Here is an 18,818-nt window from a genome sequence, read left to right as displayed (position 1 = left end):
AAGTCACGTAGTTCATCAAGGTCTTGGGTGTCGCCAGGAATGCGGGCGGCAACGCTCTGGGCATAGGCGGCCAGGGTGGGCGCCTGGAACAGCTCGATCAGCGGCAGGTCAATGGCGTATTCGGCCTGGGCCTGGGCGTTGACCTGGGTGGCCAGCAGCGAGTGACCACCCAGTTCGAAGAAGTTGTCGGTGAGGCCCACGCGGGTCACACCCAGCACCTGGGCCCAGAATTCGGCCAGGCGCTGTTCGATGTCGGTCTGGGGTGGCAGGTATTCGGCTTCGGCCTGTACCTGTGGCGCCGGCAAGGCCTTGCGGTCGAGCTTGCCGTTGGGCGTGAGCGGCAAGGCACTGAGCACCACGAAATGCGCCGGCACCATGTAGGCCGGAAGGCTGCCCTTCAGATACGCCCGCAACGCATTACGCAGGGTGGCTTCGGCCACCTCGGCAGTGGGCACCACGTAGGCCACCAATTGCCCATCGACGGCCAGCACGACCGCCTGGGCGATACCGTCGAAAGCTTGCAAACGTGTTTCGATCTCGCCCAGTTCAATCCGGAAGCCCCGTACCTTGACCTGGTGGTCGATGCGGCCTTCGTAGACCAGCTCACCCGCCATGTCCTGGCGAGCCAGGTCACCGGTGCGGTACATCCGTTGGCCTGGAGCAGGCCCGAATGGATCTGGCAGGAATTTCTCGGCAGTCAACGCCGGGCGCCCCAGGTAGCCCCGGGACAGCCCGACACCACCAATACAGATTTCCGCCAGGCTGCCGGCGGCAACCCGCTGACCGGCACCGTCGAGCAGGTGCACCCAACTCCCCGCCAGTGGCCGCCCAATCGTGGCCCGACCGCCTGCGGTGCGCAGTGTGAAGGTTGAGTAGGTGGTGTCTTCGGACGGGCCGTACAGGTCGTACAGCCGCTCCGCCTGCGTACCAGCGTACAGCGCATCGACCAGTTCCTGCTTGAGCGGCTCGCCGGCCAGGTTGATGGTACGGATCGATTCCGGCAGTTGTCGGGCATCGAGCAGCGCCTTGATTGCCGAAGGCACAGTGTTGATCAGGCGCACCTGATCCCGCGCCGGCAACTGGGGCAGTTGCAGAGCGTTTTCGGCCAGGATCACCTGGCCACCCAGCGCCAGGGTGACGAACAGCTCCCATACCGACAGGTCGAAGCAGATCGAGGTCGACGCCAGCACGCCCTGCAATTGCTCACGGTCGTATACCGTGGCCGCCCAGCCGATCAATGCACTGAGGTTGCGCTGTTCAATCATCACGCCTTTGGGTTTGCCGGTGGAGCCGGAGGTGTAGATGCAGTAGGCCAGTGCTGCTGGCGCGACGCTGTCAGCCAGGTTATGCGGGGCGATGCCATCCAGGTTCAGGGTGTCCAGCGCCAGGACCTGCACACTCGCCAGGCGCGGCAATTGCGCTCGGGCCGAGGACGTGGTGACCAGCACCTGCGCGCGGCTGTCCTCGAGCATGTAGGCCACCCGCTCGGCCGGGTAGGCCAGGTCCAGCGGCACATAGGCACCGCCGGCCTTGAACACTGCCAGTAACGTGGCGACCAGATGCTCGTCGCGCGGCAAGGCCACAGCCACCTTCTGGCCAGGACCGATACCGTGTTCGATCAGTACCCGCGCCAGCCGGTTGGCATGGGCGTTGAGCTGGCTATAGGTCAGGCTGCGGGTACCGACGATCAACGCCACGGCATCGGGCGCCTCGGCAACCCGGGCTTCGAACTGACGGTGCGCCGCAACGGCCGGGTACTCGAGTGGAGCCGGGTTGAGCGCCCTGGCATCCTGCTGCAAGGCCTGCTCGCCCTGCAGTTCAAGTTCGCCCACGGCCCCGCTGGGCGAACGCGCAATGCCTTCGAGCACACGCAGCCACTGGCTGGCCAGGGCTTCGATGCGCGACGCCTCGAACAGATCCGTCGCGTAGTTGAAACTTGCCAGCAGCCCGTCGCTGCGCTCCAGGGTATTAAGCGACAGGTCGAACTGCGCGGTGTGCTCGGACAGCTCCAGCTCGGTCACCGACAGCCCCGCCGCACTGCTGCCATCGACCTTGTGGCCGACATCGCGCAGGTGGTTGTACATCACCTGGAACAACGGGTTGTAGCTGGTCGAGCGCTGCGGCTGCAAGGCTTCGACCAGCGCATCGAATGGCAGGTCGTTGTGGGCCTGTGCACCCAGCGCGCTATCGCGCACCTGGGCCAGCAGATCGAGGAAGGAGCAGCTCGGATCGACCGCCGTGCGCACCACCACGGTGTTGACGAAAAAGCCGATCAGGCCCTCGAGCTCCACCCGGTCGCGATTGGTCATCGGCACGCCAAGGTTTATTTTCTCGCGACCACTGCTGCGTGCCAGCAGCAGCGCGAAGGTGGCCAGGAACACATGGAACAGCGTTGCATTGGCGCCCACGGCCAAGGCGCGCAGGCGCTCGGTCAGGTGCTCGGGCAAGCGGATGTCCAGACGCGCGCCGCGATGGCTGGGCACATTCGGGCGCAGGCGGTCAGCGGGAAGTTCCAGCACGCTGAAGTCATCTTCCAGGCGGGCTTTCCAGTAGTCGATCTGAGCCTGCTGGCGCCCGGAGGCCAGGCGCTCACGCTGCCAGCTGGCGTAGTCGGCGTACTGGACAGCCAAGGGTTGGATGGCAATCGGGGTGCCCTCGCGATGGGCGTTGTAGTGGGCCAGGCACTCACGGACCATCACCCCCATCGACCAACCGTCCGAGACGATGTGGTGCAGGGTCAGCAGCAGCACGTGTTCGGCCTCGCCCAGGCGGATCAGCCGGGCGCGGATCAGCGGGCCGTGCCGCAGGTCGAACGGCGCTTCCACGCACTCACGCAGGTAGGCTTCGAGCCCGGCCTGATCACATGCGCGCCAGTCCTCGTCGACGACGGGCAGGCCGCTGGCGGGCAGCACCCGCTGCAAGGCGGTGCCGTCGTGCTCTTCGAACACGCTGCGCAGGGTTTCGTGACGCTCGAGCAGCGCATCCAGCGCCGCTTGCAGCGCGGGCAGGTCCAGCGCGCCGTTCAGGCGAACCGCCAGCGGGGTGTGGTAGGCCGCGCTGGCCGGGTGGATCTTCCAGAACAACCATTGGCGTTGCTGGGCATGGGACAGCGGCAGCGCCTGGGCGCGGTCACGCAGTGTGATCGCTGCCTCAGCCTGTTCACACTGGGCTGCAGCGATGGCGCAGAACGCGCCCAGCTCCGGTGCGTCGAACAAGGCACGCAGGGCCACGTCCAGGCTCAACTGGCGGCGCACCCGGGAGATCAACTGTGTCGCCAGCAACGAATGGCCGCCCAGGGCGAAGAAGTTGTCAGCCAGGCCCACACGCTCCACCTGCAGCACCTCGGCCCAGAGTGCGGCCATGGCGGTTTCCAGCGGCGTGCGCGGGGCTTGCCAGGGGGCGCCCGACACCATTGCGCCTGGACATCGACCTTGCCATTGGCGGTGACCGGCAAGCGATCCAGCAGCATCCAGTGGCTCGGAAGCATGGGCTCGGGCAACTCGCCGGCCAGGCGGCTGCGCAGGCTCGCTTCGTCAGCCTGTGGCGCGACGACATAGGCCACCAGCAACCCATCGCGGTGTACGCGCACCAACGCGGTCGAAACCCCCGGCAGGGCGCACAGGCGGGCCTGGACTTCGGCCAGCTCCACCCGGTGCCCACGGATTTTTACCTGACCGTCCTGGCGCCCTTGGTAGTGCAGGTCACCGACGGCATCACGCAGCACCCAGTCACCCGTGCGGTACAGTCGGCCGCCCTGGGGGTCGAACGGGTCGGGCACAAAGCGCTCGGCAGTCTGCGCCGCCGCCCCCTGGTAACCCCGGGCCACGCTCGGGCCCGCCACGTAGAGCTCGCCCCGGGCGGTGGGCTGAAGACTGACATCGAGCACCCGCACGCGAGTCTGCCCCAGCGGCTGCCCCAGCGCGACGGCTGCACCGGCTGCCAATGAATGGGTCAGCACGCCGACCGTGGTTTCCGTCGGGCCATAGTGGTTGACCACCGCGAGGGCCGGTGCACGCTCGGCAATCTGCGCCAGCAGCGCTTGCGGGCAGGCTTCGCCGCCCAGGACCAGGCAGCGCGCCGGCAGTGCCTGGTTGCCTTCGCTGGCCGACAGCAGTGTCAGCAGGTGCGAGGGAACGATCTTCAGGGCATCGATACGCTCGACGCTCATGTACGCAGCGAAGGCCTGGGCGTCGAGCACTTGGTCCTTGCTCAGCAGGTGCAGCGTACGGCCATTGGCCAAGGCGCCGAACAGCATCGTGTGGCCCAGGTCCGCTGCGGGCGTCGACACCATGGCCAGGCGCTCGACACCTTCGAGCGGCAGCCGTGCGCATACGGCGTCCAGATAATGCGCCAGGGCCCGGTGAGAGACGCCAACGCCCTTGGGCCGCCCCGTAGTGCCGGACGTGAAAATCACGTATGCCAGTTGGTCCGGGTGCACGTCTGGCCCCTCGAACGCATGCTCGGCCAACGCTTGGCCGATCTCGACGCGGGCAATGCCAGGCGGCAACGGCGCTTGCCAGTGCGGGGGCGCCAGCAGCAGGCGCACCTGGGCAACCTCCAGCATGTGCGCCAGGCGGTCTGCCGGTTGCTCAGGTTCCAGCGGCAGGTAGGCCGCGCCTGCCTTGAGAATCGCCAGCAGCCCCACGAGCATGTTCACCGAGCGCTCTGCCACCAACGCCACCGGCGTGTCCGCTGAAGCACCCTGACGTCGCAACTCAAGTGCCAGCGCATCGGCGCGGCGGTTCAACGTGAGGTAATCGACTCGCTCGCCACCGGCGACGACGGCGAGGGTGTGCGGGGCACCGGCAGCCGCACGCTCGAACTGGCGATGCACGGCCAACCCTTCGGCCACGCGCTCGGGCGCGCGTTCGGTGTGTTCGCGCAGGGCCCAATCGCCGATGGCCCTGCCCTGCCCTGCCGTCATCTGGTCCAGGATCGACAACCAGTCCTGCCCCAGGCGCTCGACCGTGGCGGCATCGAACACGTCCTTGGCGTAGGTGAAATGGGCGAACAGCTCACCACCACGCTCATGGGTGTCCAGTGACAGGTCGAACCGCGCACTGATCCGCGCGGCCTCCTGACGCACCAGGCGCAAGCCGCTGGCGGTAGCGACCGCGGCAATGTCGGCTACCTGGCTCTGATGGTTGAACAGCACCTCGAACAAACCCGCCGGCGTACCGCCTGTGTGGCGGGGTGCCAGCGCTTCGACCAGTCGCTCGTAGGGCAGGTCCTGATGGGCCTGGGCGCCCAGCGCGGTTTCCCGGACCCGCGCCAGCAGTGCGGTGCTGTCGATTGTCGTATCGATATCGGTCTGCAATACCTGGGTGTTGATGAAGCATCCGATCAGCGGCTCTACCTCGGCGCGCTGCCGGTTGGCTACCGGAATGCCCACGCGTACATGTCGCTGTCCGCCCTCACGTTGCAGCAGGCACTTGTAGGCCGCCAGCAAAACCATGAACAGCGTGCACTGATGCTCCTGGGCCAGGCGCTGCAGGCGACCGGCCAGGTCCGCCTGCACCACCACTTCCACGCGGGCACCCGTGAAGCTGGGCGTGGCCGGGCGAGGTCGGTCCAGTGGCAGGTTCAACGGCAGCGACTCCTCGCCCAACCGCTCACGCCAGTACGCCAGTTGCGTGTCGGCGCCGCCAGCCTCCAGCCAACTGCGCTGCCACAGGCCGTAGTCGCGGTACTGGATCGGCAGCGGTATCAGGGCCTGGGGCGTGCCGCTGCAGGCGGCGTCATAGCCGCGCACCATTTCTTCGACCAGCACGTTCATCGACCAACCGTCGGCCACGATGTGGTGCAGGGTCAACAGCAGCACATGCTCGTCGGCCGCGAGTTTGACCAGGCTGGCACGCAGCAGCGGTGGCCGAGCGAGGTCGAAAGGCTCGCGCACCTGGGCTTCGGCCAAGGTCTCGAGCGATTGACCTGTGGCTGACAAATCGATCTGTGCGAGGGGGACGTGACACGCCGCCTGCACCACCTGGCGTACGCTGTCGCCGTCTTCGACGAAACCGGTACGCAGGCTTTCATGGCGCTGCACCAGCGCATCCAGCGCTGCCTGCAGCGCCAGCACATCGACCGCACCTTCCAGGCGCACTGCCATGGGCAGGTGGTATGCCGCACTGGCCGGGTCCAGGCGCCACAGGAACCACATCCGCTGCTGGGCGAAGGACAGGCCATCGCGCGCTTCGACCTTTACCTCGGCCGGAATCGGGAACAGGGAAAAATCGACGTTCTCCCGCGCCAGCGCTTCCAGGAACAGCGGGCGCTTGGCGGCAGGCAGCTCGATGAAGCGGCGGGCGAGTCGTTGTGCATCTTGAGGCGTCATTGCTACGTCCTTAACTGGCCGGTTGCCTGGCGCCGGGCCAGGTCGTGTGTTAGTTAAGAACGAGCGGGAGTGGGGGTGATTTAGCGGATTGAAACGCGCCTGGCAGGCCGTGTGAAAATGACGGAGGGAGCGAGCCATGGTCGCTCCCTCCGTCAGGCGGCTGCGAGCGCCAGCCTGCGCAGGTCGACTTCCAGGTGCCTGCGCAGAATGCGCAGCACCTTCGGCTCATGCTCATGGAGGAAGCCATGCCCACCCGCAAGCATGTCCAGAGAGAAACTGACCGACGTGTGCAATTGCCAGGCCAGCAGTGCTTCCTGGGTGGCCTTGTCGTCGACGCCGCCCAGCACATGCAGCGGGCAATCGAGCGGCGCGCCGGGCGCGGACTCGTAGCACCGGGTGGGCGCCGCCGTGCCGGAGGCGATCAGTGCGGCTGGGCACGGTGCACCCGCCTCGCGCAGGGCCACTGCCAGCTCATAGGCCAGCAAGGCACCCAGGCCGTGACCGAACAGCGCGTAAGGCCCGTTGATCCTGGCCGACATTTCGGTGGTAAGTTGCCGGGCCAAGACCTGCATGTCGCAGACCAACGGCTCGCAAAGGCGCGCGCCCGCAGCGGGCAACTCTACGGGCACGACGCTCAACCAGGCCGGCAGCGAGCGCCGCCAGCCGTTGTAGACCGTGGCGCTGGTGCCGGAATACGGCAGGCAAAACAGTTCCAGGTTCGTCATGAACGTGCGCTCAGACCGCGGCCTTGCGGGCCTGCTCTTCCATGTGCTTGCGCAGGCTCAGCGGGCGCATGTCGGTCCAGACCTCCTCGATGTAGGCCAGGCATTCCTTTTTCAGGCCACTTTTGCCGACAGTGCGCCAGCCGCTGGGCACTGCCTTGTAGTCCGGCCAGATGGAGAATTGCTCTTCGTGGTTGACCACCACCTGAAACGTGATGTCTTCGCGGTCGAATACCGAGGTCATTGTGTTGCTCCTTGCCTGAAGGTTCGAAATGGCAAGCGCCGTGTACCTGCAGTACGAACGGCGCGCCGGAAAAACTGCTACGCCCCGCAGCCACTGTGGCCTTGGGCCATGGCCACCACCACTTTGCGCTTGCCGGTGAACGGCGCGCGGGCATGGGCAGCGAGCATGTTGTCGAGCATCAGCACATCGTCCTTGTACCAGGCGAAGCTGATGCTGCATTCATCGAGCACACCGCGTACCTCTTCAAGCAACGAGTCCTCGATAAGCGTGCCATCGCCGTAGTAGACGTTGCGCGGCAAATCCTCGTACTCGACCACTTCCAGCAGGCTCTCACGCACGTCCAGCGGCAGGTTGGACACGTGGAACAAGTGCGCCTGATTGAACCAGACGTTGTCGCCGGTAACCGGATGACGGGCCACCGCCTGGCAGGTCTGGCGAGTCCGCAGTTCGCCATCGTCGGTCCACTCACAATGAATCGCCCGAGGCTTGCAGTAGGCCTCGACCACCGCGCGGTCCTCGGTGTTGAACACCTGCTCCCAGGCAACATCCAGGCCGTTGCCGTAGTTGCGTACGTACATCAGGCCTTTGTCGATGAAACGCTGGCGAATGTGCGCGGGCATCCTGCGGTAAATCTCGCGGCTGTCGGCGATCGGCGTCTCGCCGCCCGTCTCGGCCGGTATCACGCTGTAGAACCAGATCTTCATAGGCCATTCGAGGGTGTAGGCCTGCTCGTTGTGCAACGGGATCGACTGGTGCGCCGGGTACTCGGTGGAGGTGTACACGCCTTTGATCACGTTGCTGCGTGGCGTCGAGCCGAACTCGTAGTTGAGCAGCGGATCACCGAACGCTGCGGCGAACTGCTGGAACGCCTCGGCACCGCCCACGTCGAAGCCGCGGAACAGAATGCCGCCGCTGCTGCGCAGGTGGGTATCGACCAACGGACGTAGCTCATCGAAGGTTTCGAGCAGGTTCATGCCCGGCTCAGGCGCCTCGACCAACAAAGGCAAAGTGCCGCGCGCCGGCAGCAGCGGCTTGATATCGAAGGTCAGTATTTCGCTCATCGCCCCGCCCTCACTGGATCGCCGCAGCGAGGGCACGGGAGAAGCGTTCGATCACTTCGTCGACCTGCGCTGCGGTGATGATCAGCGGTGGCAGGAAGCGCACCACGGCACCGTGGCGGCCGCCCACTTCGAGAATCAGCCCACGCTTGAGGCATTCACGCTGGATTCGCGAAGCCAGGGCGCCGTCGGCGACCGGATGGCCGAGGGCGTCGGTGGCTGCAGCGGGGTCGATGATCTCCACACCCTGCATCAGGCCACGGCCGCGCACATCGCCCAGTTGCGGATAGTCCCGGGCCAGGTGCTTGAGATGAGCGGACAGGCGCTCGCCCATGGCAGTGGCGTGGGCCGGGATGTCGTGGCCCTTGAGGAAGCGCAACACGGCAGAACCCGCCGCCATGGCCATCTGGTTGCCACGGAAAGTGCCGGCATGGGTACCCGGTTTCCAGGTGTCCAGCCAGTCGCGGTAGACCACCACTGCCAAGGGCAGGCTGCCGCCGATGGCTTTGGACAAGGTCACCACATCGGGCACGATGCCGGCATGTTCGAAGGCGAACATGCGCCCGGTGCGGGCGAAGCCGCTCTGAATCTCGTCGATGATCAGCGCGACGCCGGCCTGCTCGGTAATACGGCGCACGCCCTTGAGCCATTCGATATCGGCCGGGATTACCCCACCCTCGCCTTGCACCACTTCCAATATCACCGCCGCCGGCAGCGGTACACCGCTTTCCGGATCGAGCAGCAGGTTTTCAAGGTAATGCAGGTTGGCCTTCACCCCAGCTTCGCCACCAAGGCCGAATGGGCAGCGGTAATCATACGGGTACGGCATGAACTGTACGCCGCTGCTCAGCAATGCACCCAACGGCTGCTTGGGACCAAGGCTACCCATCAGGCTCAAGGCGCCCTGGCTCATGCCATGGTAGGCGCCATGGAACGCCAGCACAGTGCTGCGCCCGGTAGCGCCACGCACCAGTTTGAGCGCCGCCTCCACTGCATCGGTGCCGGTCGGGCCGCAGAACTGCACCTTGGCCTCGCGGCGCAGTGCCTCTGGCAATACGCCGAACAGGTCCTGAACGAAACGGTCCTTGACCGGGGTCGTCAGGTCGAGTGTATGCAGCGGCAGCTCGTCAGCCAGCACCTGCTGGATCGCCTCGATCACCACGGGGTGATTATGGCCCAGGGCCAGGGTGCCGGCGCCGGCCAGGCAATCGATGAACTGACGGCCTTCGACATCCTCCACGTAGATGCCACGGGCGCGCTTGAGCGCCAGCGGAATGCGCCGCGGGTAGCTGCGGGCGTTGGACTCTTGCTGTTGCTGGCGTTGCAGCAGGGGTGATTCGGTGAATTCGTACAAGGGTTGCGACGCGTTGGCCGGTGCAACCTGGGCAAGGCTGGAAGCGGTGGACATGGGTAAATCCTCGCAAACAAGCGAATGGGCAGTTATCGCTTGGAAAACGCTTGAGTGCCGGGAGGATTTAGCGGTTGTTACTGAATTTTACGTAGCCTGCACGGGCCCTTTCGCGGGCATGCCCGCTCCCACAGGTACTGCATAGGCCTGAGGTGTGATCCCTGTGGGAGCGGGCGTGCCCGCGAAAGGGCCGGTGCAGGCAGGAAAGATCAATGCCCGGAGCGCGCCGGTACTTGCAGGAGCACCCTCAAGCCATCGCTACGGCTGTCGAAGCGCAGGCTACCGGCACAACGTTGCACGATCGCCTGGACAATCGCCAACCCCAAGCCGCAGCCCCCACTCTGCCCATTGCGCCAGAAGCGCTCGGTCAGGTGCTCCAGGTCCGCTTCGGCAATCCCAGGCCCGTGGTCGCGCACCATGAAGCCCACCTGCCCGTCAGCCATCTGCACTTCCAGCTCCACCGCCTCATTGCCGCCATGGCGCAGGGCGTTGTCCAGCAGGTTGCGCAGCGCGGCCACTGCCAGCGGTGCGGGCATGCCCAGGTAGATCTGCGTGGCTGCTTCAGGCAAACGCAGCACGATACGACGGTTATCACCCCCGCCGGCGTCCTGCACTGCCTGGCGGGCCACCTGCTCGGCACTGCACTGCACGCCATCCTCGAACGACAGGCTGCCCTCTACCCGCGCCAGCATCAGCAACTGCTCCAGCGTGCGGTGCATGCGGTCGGTGCCCTGCTCGGCGTGCTCCAGCGCCTGCTCGCGCACCGCGCCATCGGTCATGCGTGCCACCTGCAGGTGGGTCTTGATCGCGGTCAGCGGGCTGCGCAGTTCATGGGCGGCATCGTCGGTCAGGCGCCGCTCGCGCTCGATGGTCTGGGCGATACGCAGGAACAGCTGGTTCTGGGTTTCCAGCAAGGGCTGCAACTCGCTGGGCATGCCTGCCACCTGCAACGGCTCGACACTGTCCGCTCGCCGTCGGCGCAACGCGTCGCGCATGCGGTTGAGGGGTTCCAGGCCCTTGCCCAGGCCGATCCACAAAAGCCCCAGGCTACCGAGCAGAGCCATCAGCACGGGTGCCGAAGCGGCCAGCAGAATCGACTGGTTCAGCGCCTCACGCTCCATGTGCCGGTCGGCAGTGGTGATGCGCACATCCCCGTGGTTGTACGTGAAGGTGCGCCACAGTGCATCGTCGATGGTCTGGTCACGGAAGCCGCTGCGCTCGTCGTCCATGGCGCCATCGTGCTTGTGGTTGCTGGCGAGGATCTCGCCCCGCAGCGAACTGACCTGGCAGGCCATGCCGTCCGGCACACTGAACTGGTCGGCAGAAAAGTGCGCCTCCCCGCCCTTGGCGGTGAGCGGTTGCGGCAACTGGTCGATCAGCCCGGCGACCATGCGCGCCGATGCCACCAGGCGCTGGTCGAGGGAGAACATCATCTGCTGGCGCAGGTCACGCAGCATCCATGCCGCGGCCAGCGCCCAGATGATCACGAAGGCGCTGCCCAGGATCAGGCTCAGGCGTACCCGCAGGCTCATGATGCAGCCTCTTCCGGTGCCTGCGCCGGGCCCAGCCGGTAACCCAGGCCACGCACGGTCTCGACGATGCCGTTGCCAAGCTTGCGCCGCAGGTGGTGGATATGCACGTTCAGGGCGTTGCTTTCGACTTCGTCGCTGAAGCCGTACACGCAGTCTTTCAGTTGTTCGCTGGACAGCACCCGCCCGGGGTTCTGCAGCAGTGCCTGGAGCAAGGCCTGCTCACGGCGGGACAGGTCGACGGACTGCCCGGCAAGGGTCGCCTCGCAGCTGCTGGGGTCATACCGCAGCGGCCCGTGCTCGATCACATTCACCGCTCGCCCGGCCACCCGCCGCAGCAGGGTATGCAGGCGGGCCGCCAGTTCGCGCAGGTCGAACGGCTTGAGCAGGTAGTCGTCGGCACCGGCCTGCAGGCCATCGACGCGGTCGGTGACGGCATCGCGGGCAGTGAGCACCAGCACTGGCAGGTCTACACCCTGCTGGCGCAGGCGGCGCAGCAGCTTGAGGCCGTCTTCGTCGGGCAGGCCGAGGTCGAGGATCATCACGTCGAACTGCGCGGCCTGCAGCATCGCCCGCGCATCGGCGGCGTTGCCCACCCGGTCCACGGTCAGGCCCTGGGCGGTAAGGCCGGCGCAGATGCCGGCGGCGATCAGGTCGTCGTCCTCGCAGAGCAGAACGTGCATGGTGGGGCTCCCGGAGTGGTGTGGCTGGCATTGCACCTTGGGTGGATTAAGGGGGCATTATGGACCTTTGTGGATGGGTCAGGGGGTTCGTCTTGGGTGCAGTGGTGGCCCTGGTGCTCGCCACAACATTTTCAGCGCCTGGCAGATCGAGCGCCGCCCGCGCGGCGCTTCGCGGGGCAAGCCCGCTCCCACATCTGTTTCGGGCCAGTCAATCCTGCACCTTTGGCGCGCGCACCCTTGGTGCATGGCTGTGCATTGATGAAAAAAAGGCGCCACCTTCAATATCGAAGGGAACAAACAAGGCGGGCAGCGGTGAATCCACAGAAGAGACTGGCCCGAAACAGATGTGGGAGCGGGCTTGCCCCGCGAAGCGCCGCGCGGGCGGCGCTCGATCTGACAGGCGCTGAAAATGTTGTGGCGAACCCTTAGACCCTACATCAACCCCTGTGGCGTATCGACATCCTGCAACACCCCGGCATCCTCTAGTTCGATTACCACACAACTACCCCGGTTACCCTGCACCACCGAGCGCGCCCCCTCATCCCCACCCAGCTGCCCCAGTGCAGGCCAGAAGTCGCGCCCGAAAATCACCGGGTGCCCCTGCTGCCCCGCATGCCGCGGCAACACGATGGTGGAAGCCGAGGCTGCCGTGGCCAACTGGCGCAAGGTCGCCGACGCGATCCAGGGCATGTCGCCCAGCAGAATCGCCACCGCCTGGGCCGGGCTGTCACGCAAGGACCGAGCGCCGGCCGCCAGGCTGTGCCCCATCCCCGACGCGGCATCGGGGCTGACGATGACCCGGCAATCGGAAGGCAAGCCAAAATCCTCCCCCCGCTCCCCCTCGCGCAATACCACACGCACGTCCTCGAACACCGCCCGGGCCCGCTCAACGCTGTGCGCCAGCAGGCTGCGTCCATCCGCCAGCGTCGCCCGGCGCTTGTCGGAACCGAAGCGCGTGCCGCTGCCTGCCGCCAGTACCAGCGCCACCACGCTCACAGCGCCACCCGCTCGATGCCGTTACGCACCCGCAGTACATCGGCCAGCACCGCCAGGGCGATCTCTGCCGGCGTCTTGCTGCCCAGGTTGAGGCCGATCGGGGCATGGATGCGGCCCAGTTCGACGTCACCCAACCCACCAATCCGCCGCAGGCGTTCACGGCGCTTGTCGGAGGTGGTCCGGGAGCCCATCACACCGATATAAAATGCCTCGGTGCGCACCGCCTCGAGCATGGCCAGGTCATCGATCTTCGGATCGTGGGTCAGCGCGACCACTGCCGTATCGGCATGGCAACCGCCATTGAAGATGAACTCCGACGGCAGTTCGCGACGCACTTCGATGCCGTCCAGCCGCACCCCGTCGAGCACCTCGTCACGGGGCTCGCAGAGGATCACTTCGAACCCCATGCCCCTGCCGAACTCGGCACAGAAATGCGCCACGCTGGAATACCCCGCCAGCAGCAGGCGCTGGGCGGCGCCAACGCGTAGGCGCACGCGGGCGTTTTCACGCTCCACACGCGGGCCTTGGCTCGTGTCATCGACAAGCAGGCGCGTCCCCTCGGGCAGGCGCACTTCACGCAGCAGCCGACGCTGGCCCAGCAGCGCGCTTTGCAGCTCACGCAGGTGCGCCTGCACCTCGCACTCGGCAGGCAGGTTCTCCACCAGCACTTCGAGCACGCCACCACACGGCAAACGGATGCTCGAACGCGGGTCGCTGTCGTCACCGTAGCGCACGATGGCAACCGGCTCGGGGAACTCACCCAAGGCCACACGCTCGAGGAAGTCGTCTTCGACGCAGCCACCCGAAAGCGACCCCAGCCACTGGCCGCTGGCGTTGACCGCCAGCAGCGAGCCCGGCGCGCGGGGCGCCGAGCCGTAGGTGGCGAGCACCGTGCACAACCACACCCGCTGACCGTTGCACGACCACTGCAAGGCCTGACGGACCACCTGTAGATCGAGATGCTGCACGTTTACTCCGCCTTCAGCTCGGCGAGCTGCTGTACGTTCAGGTCACCGGGCAATCCACCCCAGGCCTGGCGCAGGTAGTTGACCATATCCGTCACTTGCTGGTCATCGAGCTTGTCGGCAAAGCCCGGCATCGGCTGCATGCGCTCGAAGCCGGTGAACTGCTGCTCACGGATGCCTTCGAGGATGACCTTGACCAGGTTGCGCGAGTCACCCTGGCGCAGCACGGTGTTGCCCTGCATGGCCACGGCAATGTGCGGCTTGCCCTCGCCGTCGACACCATGGCAGCCGGCGCAGACGTTCAGGTACTGCTGGTGGCCGCGCTTGGCACTGTCGCTCATCTGTTCCAGGGCAACGGCCTGGATGGCCTTGGCCGGCGGAGGCTGGTCGCCCAGCAGGTAGGTGGCCATGGCCGCCAGGTCGGCGTCTTCGAGGTGTTGGGTGCTGTGGTGCACCACCGGGAACATCTCGTTGAACATGCTGCCCTGGGCGCTGATGCCGTGTTTCAGGAAGGTGGTCAGGTCCGGCTGGGTCCAGCCGCGCTCGGCCAGGTCCTGGGCCAGCAGGCTCGGCGCCAGGTAGCCGCCCAACAGGCCACCGGTCAGGCGCAGGTCCTGCTGCAGCGCGCCGATGGGGTTGCGCGGGGTATGGCATTCGCCGCAATGGCCCATCACCTCGACCATGTACTGGCCACGTTGCCAGGCCGGGCTTTTGCCTTCGGTTGGCTGCAGCTGCACGCTTTTTCCATACAGCATGTTCCAGCCGCTCAAGCCCGTCCGCACATTGAACGGGAAGCGCAACGCAGTCTGCGGCGCCGGGCGGTTGATCGGCGGGATGGTCATCAGATAGGCGAGGATTGCGTCCGAATCTTCACGCTTGATCAGGTGGTACGAGGTGTAAGGCATCGCTGGATACAGGTTGGCGCCATCCTTGCGCTTGCCCTCGGTGACGGCGGCAAAGAACTCGTCGGCGCTGTAGTTGCCGATGCCGTACTGTTTGTCCGGGGTGATGTTGCTGCCATAAATGGTGCCGAACGGTGAATGAATCGGCAGGCCGCCGGCATACGGCGCGCCGCCTTCGGCGGTATGGCAGGCCATGCAGTCGGCCGCGCGTGCCAGGTACTCACCGCGCTTGACCTGGGCCTCGTCGGCCGCCAGGGCAAACGAGCTGACCGCCAGGCCCAGGGCCAATGCCAGTGCGTTACGAACGAAGCCCATGCTCAACCCTCCTTGACCAGGCCGAGGTCGTTGAGCACCTTGCGGGTGGCGTCGTAATAACGCACGTAGCCGGTGCAGCGGCAGATGTGGTGACCGAGGCTGGCCTCGATGCGGTCTTCCACTTCGCTCTTCTTCAATGGCTGGCGCTGGGCCGTTTCCACCAGCACGGTAGCGGCGTTGACGAAGCCCGGCGCGCAGTAGCTGCACTGGAAGGCGAACAGGTCGACGAACTTCTGCTGGATCGGGTTCAGCGTGAGGTTGCCGGCCTCGTCCGGTTTGGCATGGCCCTCGATGGTGCGTACCTTCTTGCCCTCGAAGTAGTGGGCGCCGGTGATGCAGGTGCGCACTTCCTCGCTGGTGCCGTCGGGGTTGTCGACGATCACCACGCAGGCATGGCAGATGCCCTGGCCACAGCCCAGGCGCGAGCCGGTGAGGTTCTGGTGTTCGTGCAGGTAGTCGATCATCGCCAGGTCAGCGGGGACCTCGACCGGGCCGACCGGTTGACCGTTGAGGGTCAGTTGCAGTGGACGGTTAGCCATTGAGGGCCTCCTTGATACGGGCTGGGGTGATGGGAAGATCGCGCACGCGCTTGCCGATGGCATGGGCGACGGCATTGCCGATGGCCCCCACGACCGGGATCATCACCACTTCGGCGATGCCTTTGGACGGGTCGGTTGGTGACAGCGGCGGGAGGATTTCGCTGGTCTGCTTCCACACCGCCACGTCGCGCGCATGCGGCAGGCGGTAGCGATTGAAGTTCCAGTCGCCCTCCCCGGGGCCGCCTTCGTACATCGGCATGTCTTCGGTCAGCGCGTGGCCGATGCCCATGGCGATACCGCCTTCGAGCTGGCCCTTGACCAGCTCCGGCACCAGCACCCGGCCGCACTCCAGCCAGCTGTGGTGATTGAGCACCTGCACTTCGTGGGTGCCCTTGTTGACCTTGACTTCAACAATGGTCGCTACCGGGCTGTAGTAGGTGACCATGGCGTTGTTCAGCTGGGTGTCGGGGTAAGCGGCGTTCTGCCGGTCGAGCAGGTGGTAGCCGTGACTGCTCATCTGCGCCTTCTTGGCATTTACCGCGCCGTCACCGTATTTCACCGCCACGGCATCGAGCGGGAAGCGCTCGCGCACGCCGTCGATGACGAAGTCGGCCTCGGCCCAGCTCCAACGGTTGAAACCGTGCACGCTGGCGCCGGTGATCAGGCCCATGTCGTGGGCCTTCTGTGCCAGCTGGGCGAACGGGATCGGCTGCAGGCCGTTACCGGTCAGCTCACCATTGACCCACACCGCGTTCTCGCGGCGCACCACCAGCGGGTTGGCCTGGCCGCCATGCGGGCCCTGGCTCCAGATGGCCATGGCCGCCGGCCACAGGCCGTGGTTGAACAGCACGCGCGCCGCTTCGCGGGTGGCATGGCTGAAGTAGAAGGCCGAGTTGGTCGCCGACGATGGCGACGCCAGCTTGCCGACCCAGCGCGGGTTGCGCAGCGCAGCGTCCTGCTCGGGCTGGCTGATCAGGTACGGGTTGCCGCTGGTGCTCAGCTGCAGCTCTGGCCATTCGGTGACCGCAGTCCTGACCTCGTCAGCCGAGCGGCCCAGGAAGTCGCTGACCACCAGGGCCTGGGAGGTAGACATGCCGGTGCCCAGCTCGGTGCCGATGTGGCGCAGACTGATGCGCCCGTCGCGGCTGAACTCGATGCTGGCCATCGGTGCTTCGGAGCCGGTGCCGAAGTCCTTCTGGCAAATCGCAAAGCCTACGCCGTACCAGTGGTCCTGGTCCTGCGCGTCCATCTGCTGCTTGCGTGCATCGCGGTTACGCCACCAGTCGTGCACAGCGGCCTTGTCGAGAATCTCGTACAGACGCAGCGCACCCGCCGGGACCGCGCCTTGTGTGTTCTTCATGCCCGACTTCAACGCGTTGGCGCGGCGCAGGTCGATGGCATCGACGCCCAGGCGGCCGGCGATTTCGTCCACCATCATTTCGGTGGCCGCCATGCTCTGCAGGGTACCGTAGCCGCGCATGGAGCCGGCCTCGACACCGCGGGAGTGGTAGGCGGTCACCGACAGGTCGTTCTGCGGCATGTAATAGATCGATTGCGCGGCCGTAGCGCCCACTGCTGCCACCGACGGGCTGTAGTTGATGCGCCCGCCGCCGTCGCAGCTCATGTCGGCGCGGAAGATCTTGAAGCTGTTGTCCTTCTTGTCCACGGCCAACTGGTAGCGGATGTCGAAGGCATGGCGCTTGATGCCGCTCTGGAACTGCTCATAGCGGTCGTTGGCCAGGCGGATTGGCACGCCGGCGCCATACAGCGCGGCCACGGCGGCGTAGAAGACGAAGATGTTGTTGTCTTTCGAGCCGTAGCCCACGGTGTAGCCCGGGTGCATGTTCAGCGTGTTCAAGGCGAAACGCGACGGCTTGATCATGTGCACGCATTCCTGCGCCACTTCGAACGGGCACTGGGTGGCGACCACGAAGTGCAGCGTGCCGGTGGCCGGGTCGTACCAGCCGTTGCCGTTGTCCGGTTCCAGCGCGGCAGGTTCGATGGACGGCGTCTTGTAACGCTCGTCGAACACCAGCCAGTCTTCGGGCGGGTTGTCCAGCTGCTCGGCCATGCGCTTGGCGTAGAACAGCCCCTGCTCGGTCAGGTCGCCATGCTGGTTGGGCGCTTTGGACCACACCGGCTTGCGGTTGAGGATGGTGGGGAACAGCATGGAATTCTTCAGGCTGGAGAATTCATCGTCGTCGAACGGCGTGGCACCGCCCACCCGCACGAAGCGGAAGCTGCCATAGGGGTCGCGCTGGTACAGCGGCGCCTGGGCACCGTAACGGATCGCCTGCTCATTGAACTGCAGCTTGCGCTTGGCCTGGCGGAAGCGCTCGAAGTCGTGCCAGATCAGGATTGCCACCGGGTGGCCGATGAACATCGGCACCTTGCCGGGCGGCAGCAGCGGGTCGGGCGAGTGCGCCTCGGGCCAGGCAATGCCGTCTTTCTCAAGGTCGGCCGCGGTCACGATGCGGTCCGGCTGCAACTCGCTACCGAGCAGGCTCAGGTCGTGCCCGGCATAGATACGGTCGGCCTTGGTGGCCTTGAGCAGCAGCGCATGGCCCTGCTGCGTAGGCCAGCCGGGCATGTCCTTGGCGCGAATATCGCGGGCGAACACCTTGTCGCCGCACACCTTGGACAAGGCATCGTTACGGAAACGCGCCTTGCCATCATGGTTCATCCACTTCTGCGGCGAGGTGGTGACGCGTTCCTCCATCAGCGCGGCGAATGCCTGGCTGCCAAGTGGCGCCATGGTCACACCGACACCAGCGATCAGGCCGCCTTGCAAGAAGGCGCGCCGGGAAATATCACGGTTGGACATGCTTGATCCTCTGGGCAGCTAGGGGGCTGCCCATTTTTTTGATTCTTGTGCGGGGAACTCGGAAGGGTGAGAACCTTGTCACGCGAGTCAGAAAAAACTGACTTCTGCGTCAACTTTACAACAAGAATATGGGCATAAGCAAAGTCAAGCCGACAATATGTCGCGGTGTGTCCGGGCCGATGGGCGGGATTGGGGGTGTGGCTGGCAGGTGGTCGCCTGGGGATTTTCAGCGCCTGGGAGATCGAGCGCCGCCCGCGCGGCGCTTCGCGGGGCAAGCCCGCTCCCACATTTGTTTCGGGCCA

The 18,818-nt window shown here is 65.8% G+C and carries 11 protein-coding genes and 1 pseudogene; all 12 read right to left on the bottom strand.

The genetic code is table 11. The features are described from left to right. Window positions 1-56: 56 nt before the first annotated feature. A pseudogene (locus AK81_RS30845) lies at window positions 57-6,331 on the bottom strand (amino acid adenylation domain-containing protein); the annotation flags it as partial. Window positions 6,332-6,483: 152 nt separating this feature from the next. Next, on the bottom strand, window positions 6,484-7,056 hold the full coding sequence (locus tag AK81_RS20265) for a thioesterase II family protein (RefSeq protein WP_043201850.1): 573 nt from the start codon (window positions 7,054-7,056) through the stop codon (window positions 6,484-6,486). A 10-nt stretch (window positions 7,057-7,066) separates the two neighbouring features. Continuing rightward, window positions 7,067-7,297: an MbtH family protein gene (locus AK81_RS20260; RefSeq protein ID WP_043201848.1), complete on the bottom strand. Its 231-nt coding sequence runs from the start codon at window positions 7,295-7,297 to the stop codon at window positions 7,067-7,069. A gap of 77 nt (window positions 7,298-7,374) precedes the next feature. After that, window positions 7,375-8,358 (bottom strand): TauD/TfdA family dioxygenase, encoded by a 984-nt coding sequence (locus AK81_RS20255; RefSeq protein ID WP_043201845.1) that lies wholly within the window; start codon window positions 8,356-8,358, stop codon window positions 7,375-7,377. A gap of 10 nt (window positions 8,359-8,368) precedes the next feature. Then, on the bottom strand, window positions 8,369-9,763 hold the full coding sequence (locus tag AK81_RS20250; protein ID WP_043201842.1) for an aspartate aminotransferase family protein: 1,395 nt from the start codon (window positions 9,761-9,763) through the stop codon (window positions 8,369-8,371). Window positions 9,764-9,972: 209 nt separating this feature from the next. Then, entirely contained in the window at window positions 9,973-11,295 is a 1,323-nt protein-coding gene (locus AK81_RS20245) for an ATP-binding protein (protein ID WP_043201840.1), read from the bottom strand. Continuing rightward, complete coding sequence (locus AK81_RS20240) at window positions 11,292-11,975, bottom strand: response regulator (protein WP_043201837.1); 684 nt, start codon at window positions 11,973-11,975, stop codon at window positions 11,292-11,294. Before AK81_RS20240 ends, AK81_RS20245 begins: the two co-directional genes overlap by 4 nt. 432 nt (window positions 11,976-12,407) lie before the next feature. Beyond that, entirely contained in the window at window positions 12,408-12,971 is a 564-nt protein-coding gene (locus tag AK81_RS20235) for a nucleotidyltransferase family protein (RefSeq protein ID WP_043201835.1), read from the bottom strand. Then, the gene (locus tag AK81_RS20230) at window positions 12,968-13,939 is read right to left on the bottom strand and encodes an XdhC family protein (protein ID WP_043201832.1); all 972 of its coding nucleotides are present in this window, start codon (window positions 13,937-13,939) and stop codon (window positions 12,968-12,970) included. Before AK81_RS20230 ends, AK81_RS20235 begins: the two co-directional genes overlap by 4 nt. A 2-nt stretch (window positions 13,940-13,941) precedes the next feature. Next, complete coding sequence (locus AK81_RS20225) at window positions 13,942-15,153, bottom strand: cytochrome c (RefSeq protein ID WP_043201830.1); 1,212 nt, start codon at window positions 15,151-15,153, stop codon at window positions 13,942-13,944. 2 nt (window positions 15,154-15,155) lie between these two features. Next, window positions 15,156-15,692: a (2Fe-2S)-binding protein gene (locus tag AK81_RS20220; RefSeq protein ID WP_016488319.1), complete on the bottom strand. Its 537-nt coding sequence runs from the start codon at window positions 15,690-15,692 to the stop codon at window positions 15,156-15,158. After that, window positions 15,685-18,516 (bottom strand): xanthine dehydrogenase family protein molybdopterin-binding subunit, encoded by a 2,832-nt coding sequence (locus AK81_RS20215; RefSeq protein ID WP_043201825.1) that lies wholly within the window; start codon window positions 18,514-18,516, stop codon window positions 15,685-15,687. The genes AK81_RS20220 and AK81_RS20215 overlap by 8 nt, the downstream gene beginning before the upstream one ends. Window positions 18,517-18,818: the final 302 nt, after the last annotated feature.

Origin of the sequence: Pseudomonas putida W15Oct28 (assembly GCF_000708715.2) — a bacterium.
Taxonomy (GTDB): Bacteria; Pseudomonadota; Gammaproteobacteria; order Pseudomonadales; family Pseudomonadaceae; genus Aquipseudomonas; species Aquipseudomonas putida_R.
Note: the sequence above shows the minus strand (reverse complement) of the source record. Positions and strands in the feature narration are given on the sequence as shown.

Coding starts and splice junctions, on each gene's coding strand:
- AK81_RS20260 (WP_043201848.1), bottom strand. CDS start 7,297: ATGACCTCGGTATTCGACCGCGAAGACATCACGTTTCAGGTGGTGGTC.
- AK81_RS20215 (WP_043201825.1), bottom strand. CDS start 18,516: ATGTCCAACCGTGATATTTCCCGGCGCGCCTTCTTGCAAGGCGGCCTG.
- AK81_RS20250 (WP_043201842.1), bottom strand. CDS start 9,763: ATGTCCACCGCTTCCAGCCTTGCCCAGGTTGCACCGGCCAACGCGTCG.
- AK81_RS20220 (WP_016488319.1), bottom strand. CDS start 15,692: ATGGCTAACCGTCCACTGCAACTGACCCTCAACGGTCAACCGGTCGGC.
- AK81_RS20265 (WP_043201850.1), bottom strand. CDS start 7,056: ATGACGAACCTGGAACTGTTTTGCCTGCCGTATTCCGGCACCAGCGCC.
- AK81_RS20255 (WP_043201845.1), bottom strand. CDS start 8,358: ATGAGCGAAATACTGACCTTCGATATCAAGCCGCTGCTGCCGGCGCGC.
- AK81_RS20245 (WP_043201840.1), bottom strand. CDS start 11,295: ATGAGCCTGCGGGTACGCCTGAGCCTGATCCTGGGCAGCGCCTTCGTG.
- AK81_RS20225 (WP_043201830.1), bottom strand. CDS start 15,153: ATGGGCTTCGTTCGTAACGCACTGGCATTGGCCCTGGGCCTGGCGGTC.
- AK81_RS20240 (WP_043201837.1), bottom strand. CDS start 11,975: ATGCACGTTCTGCTCTGCGAGGACGACGACCTGATCGCCGCCGGCATC.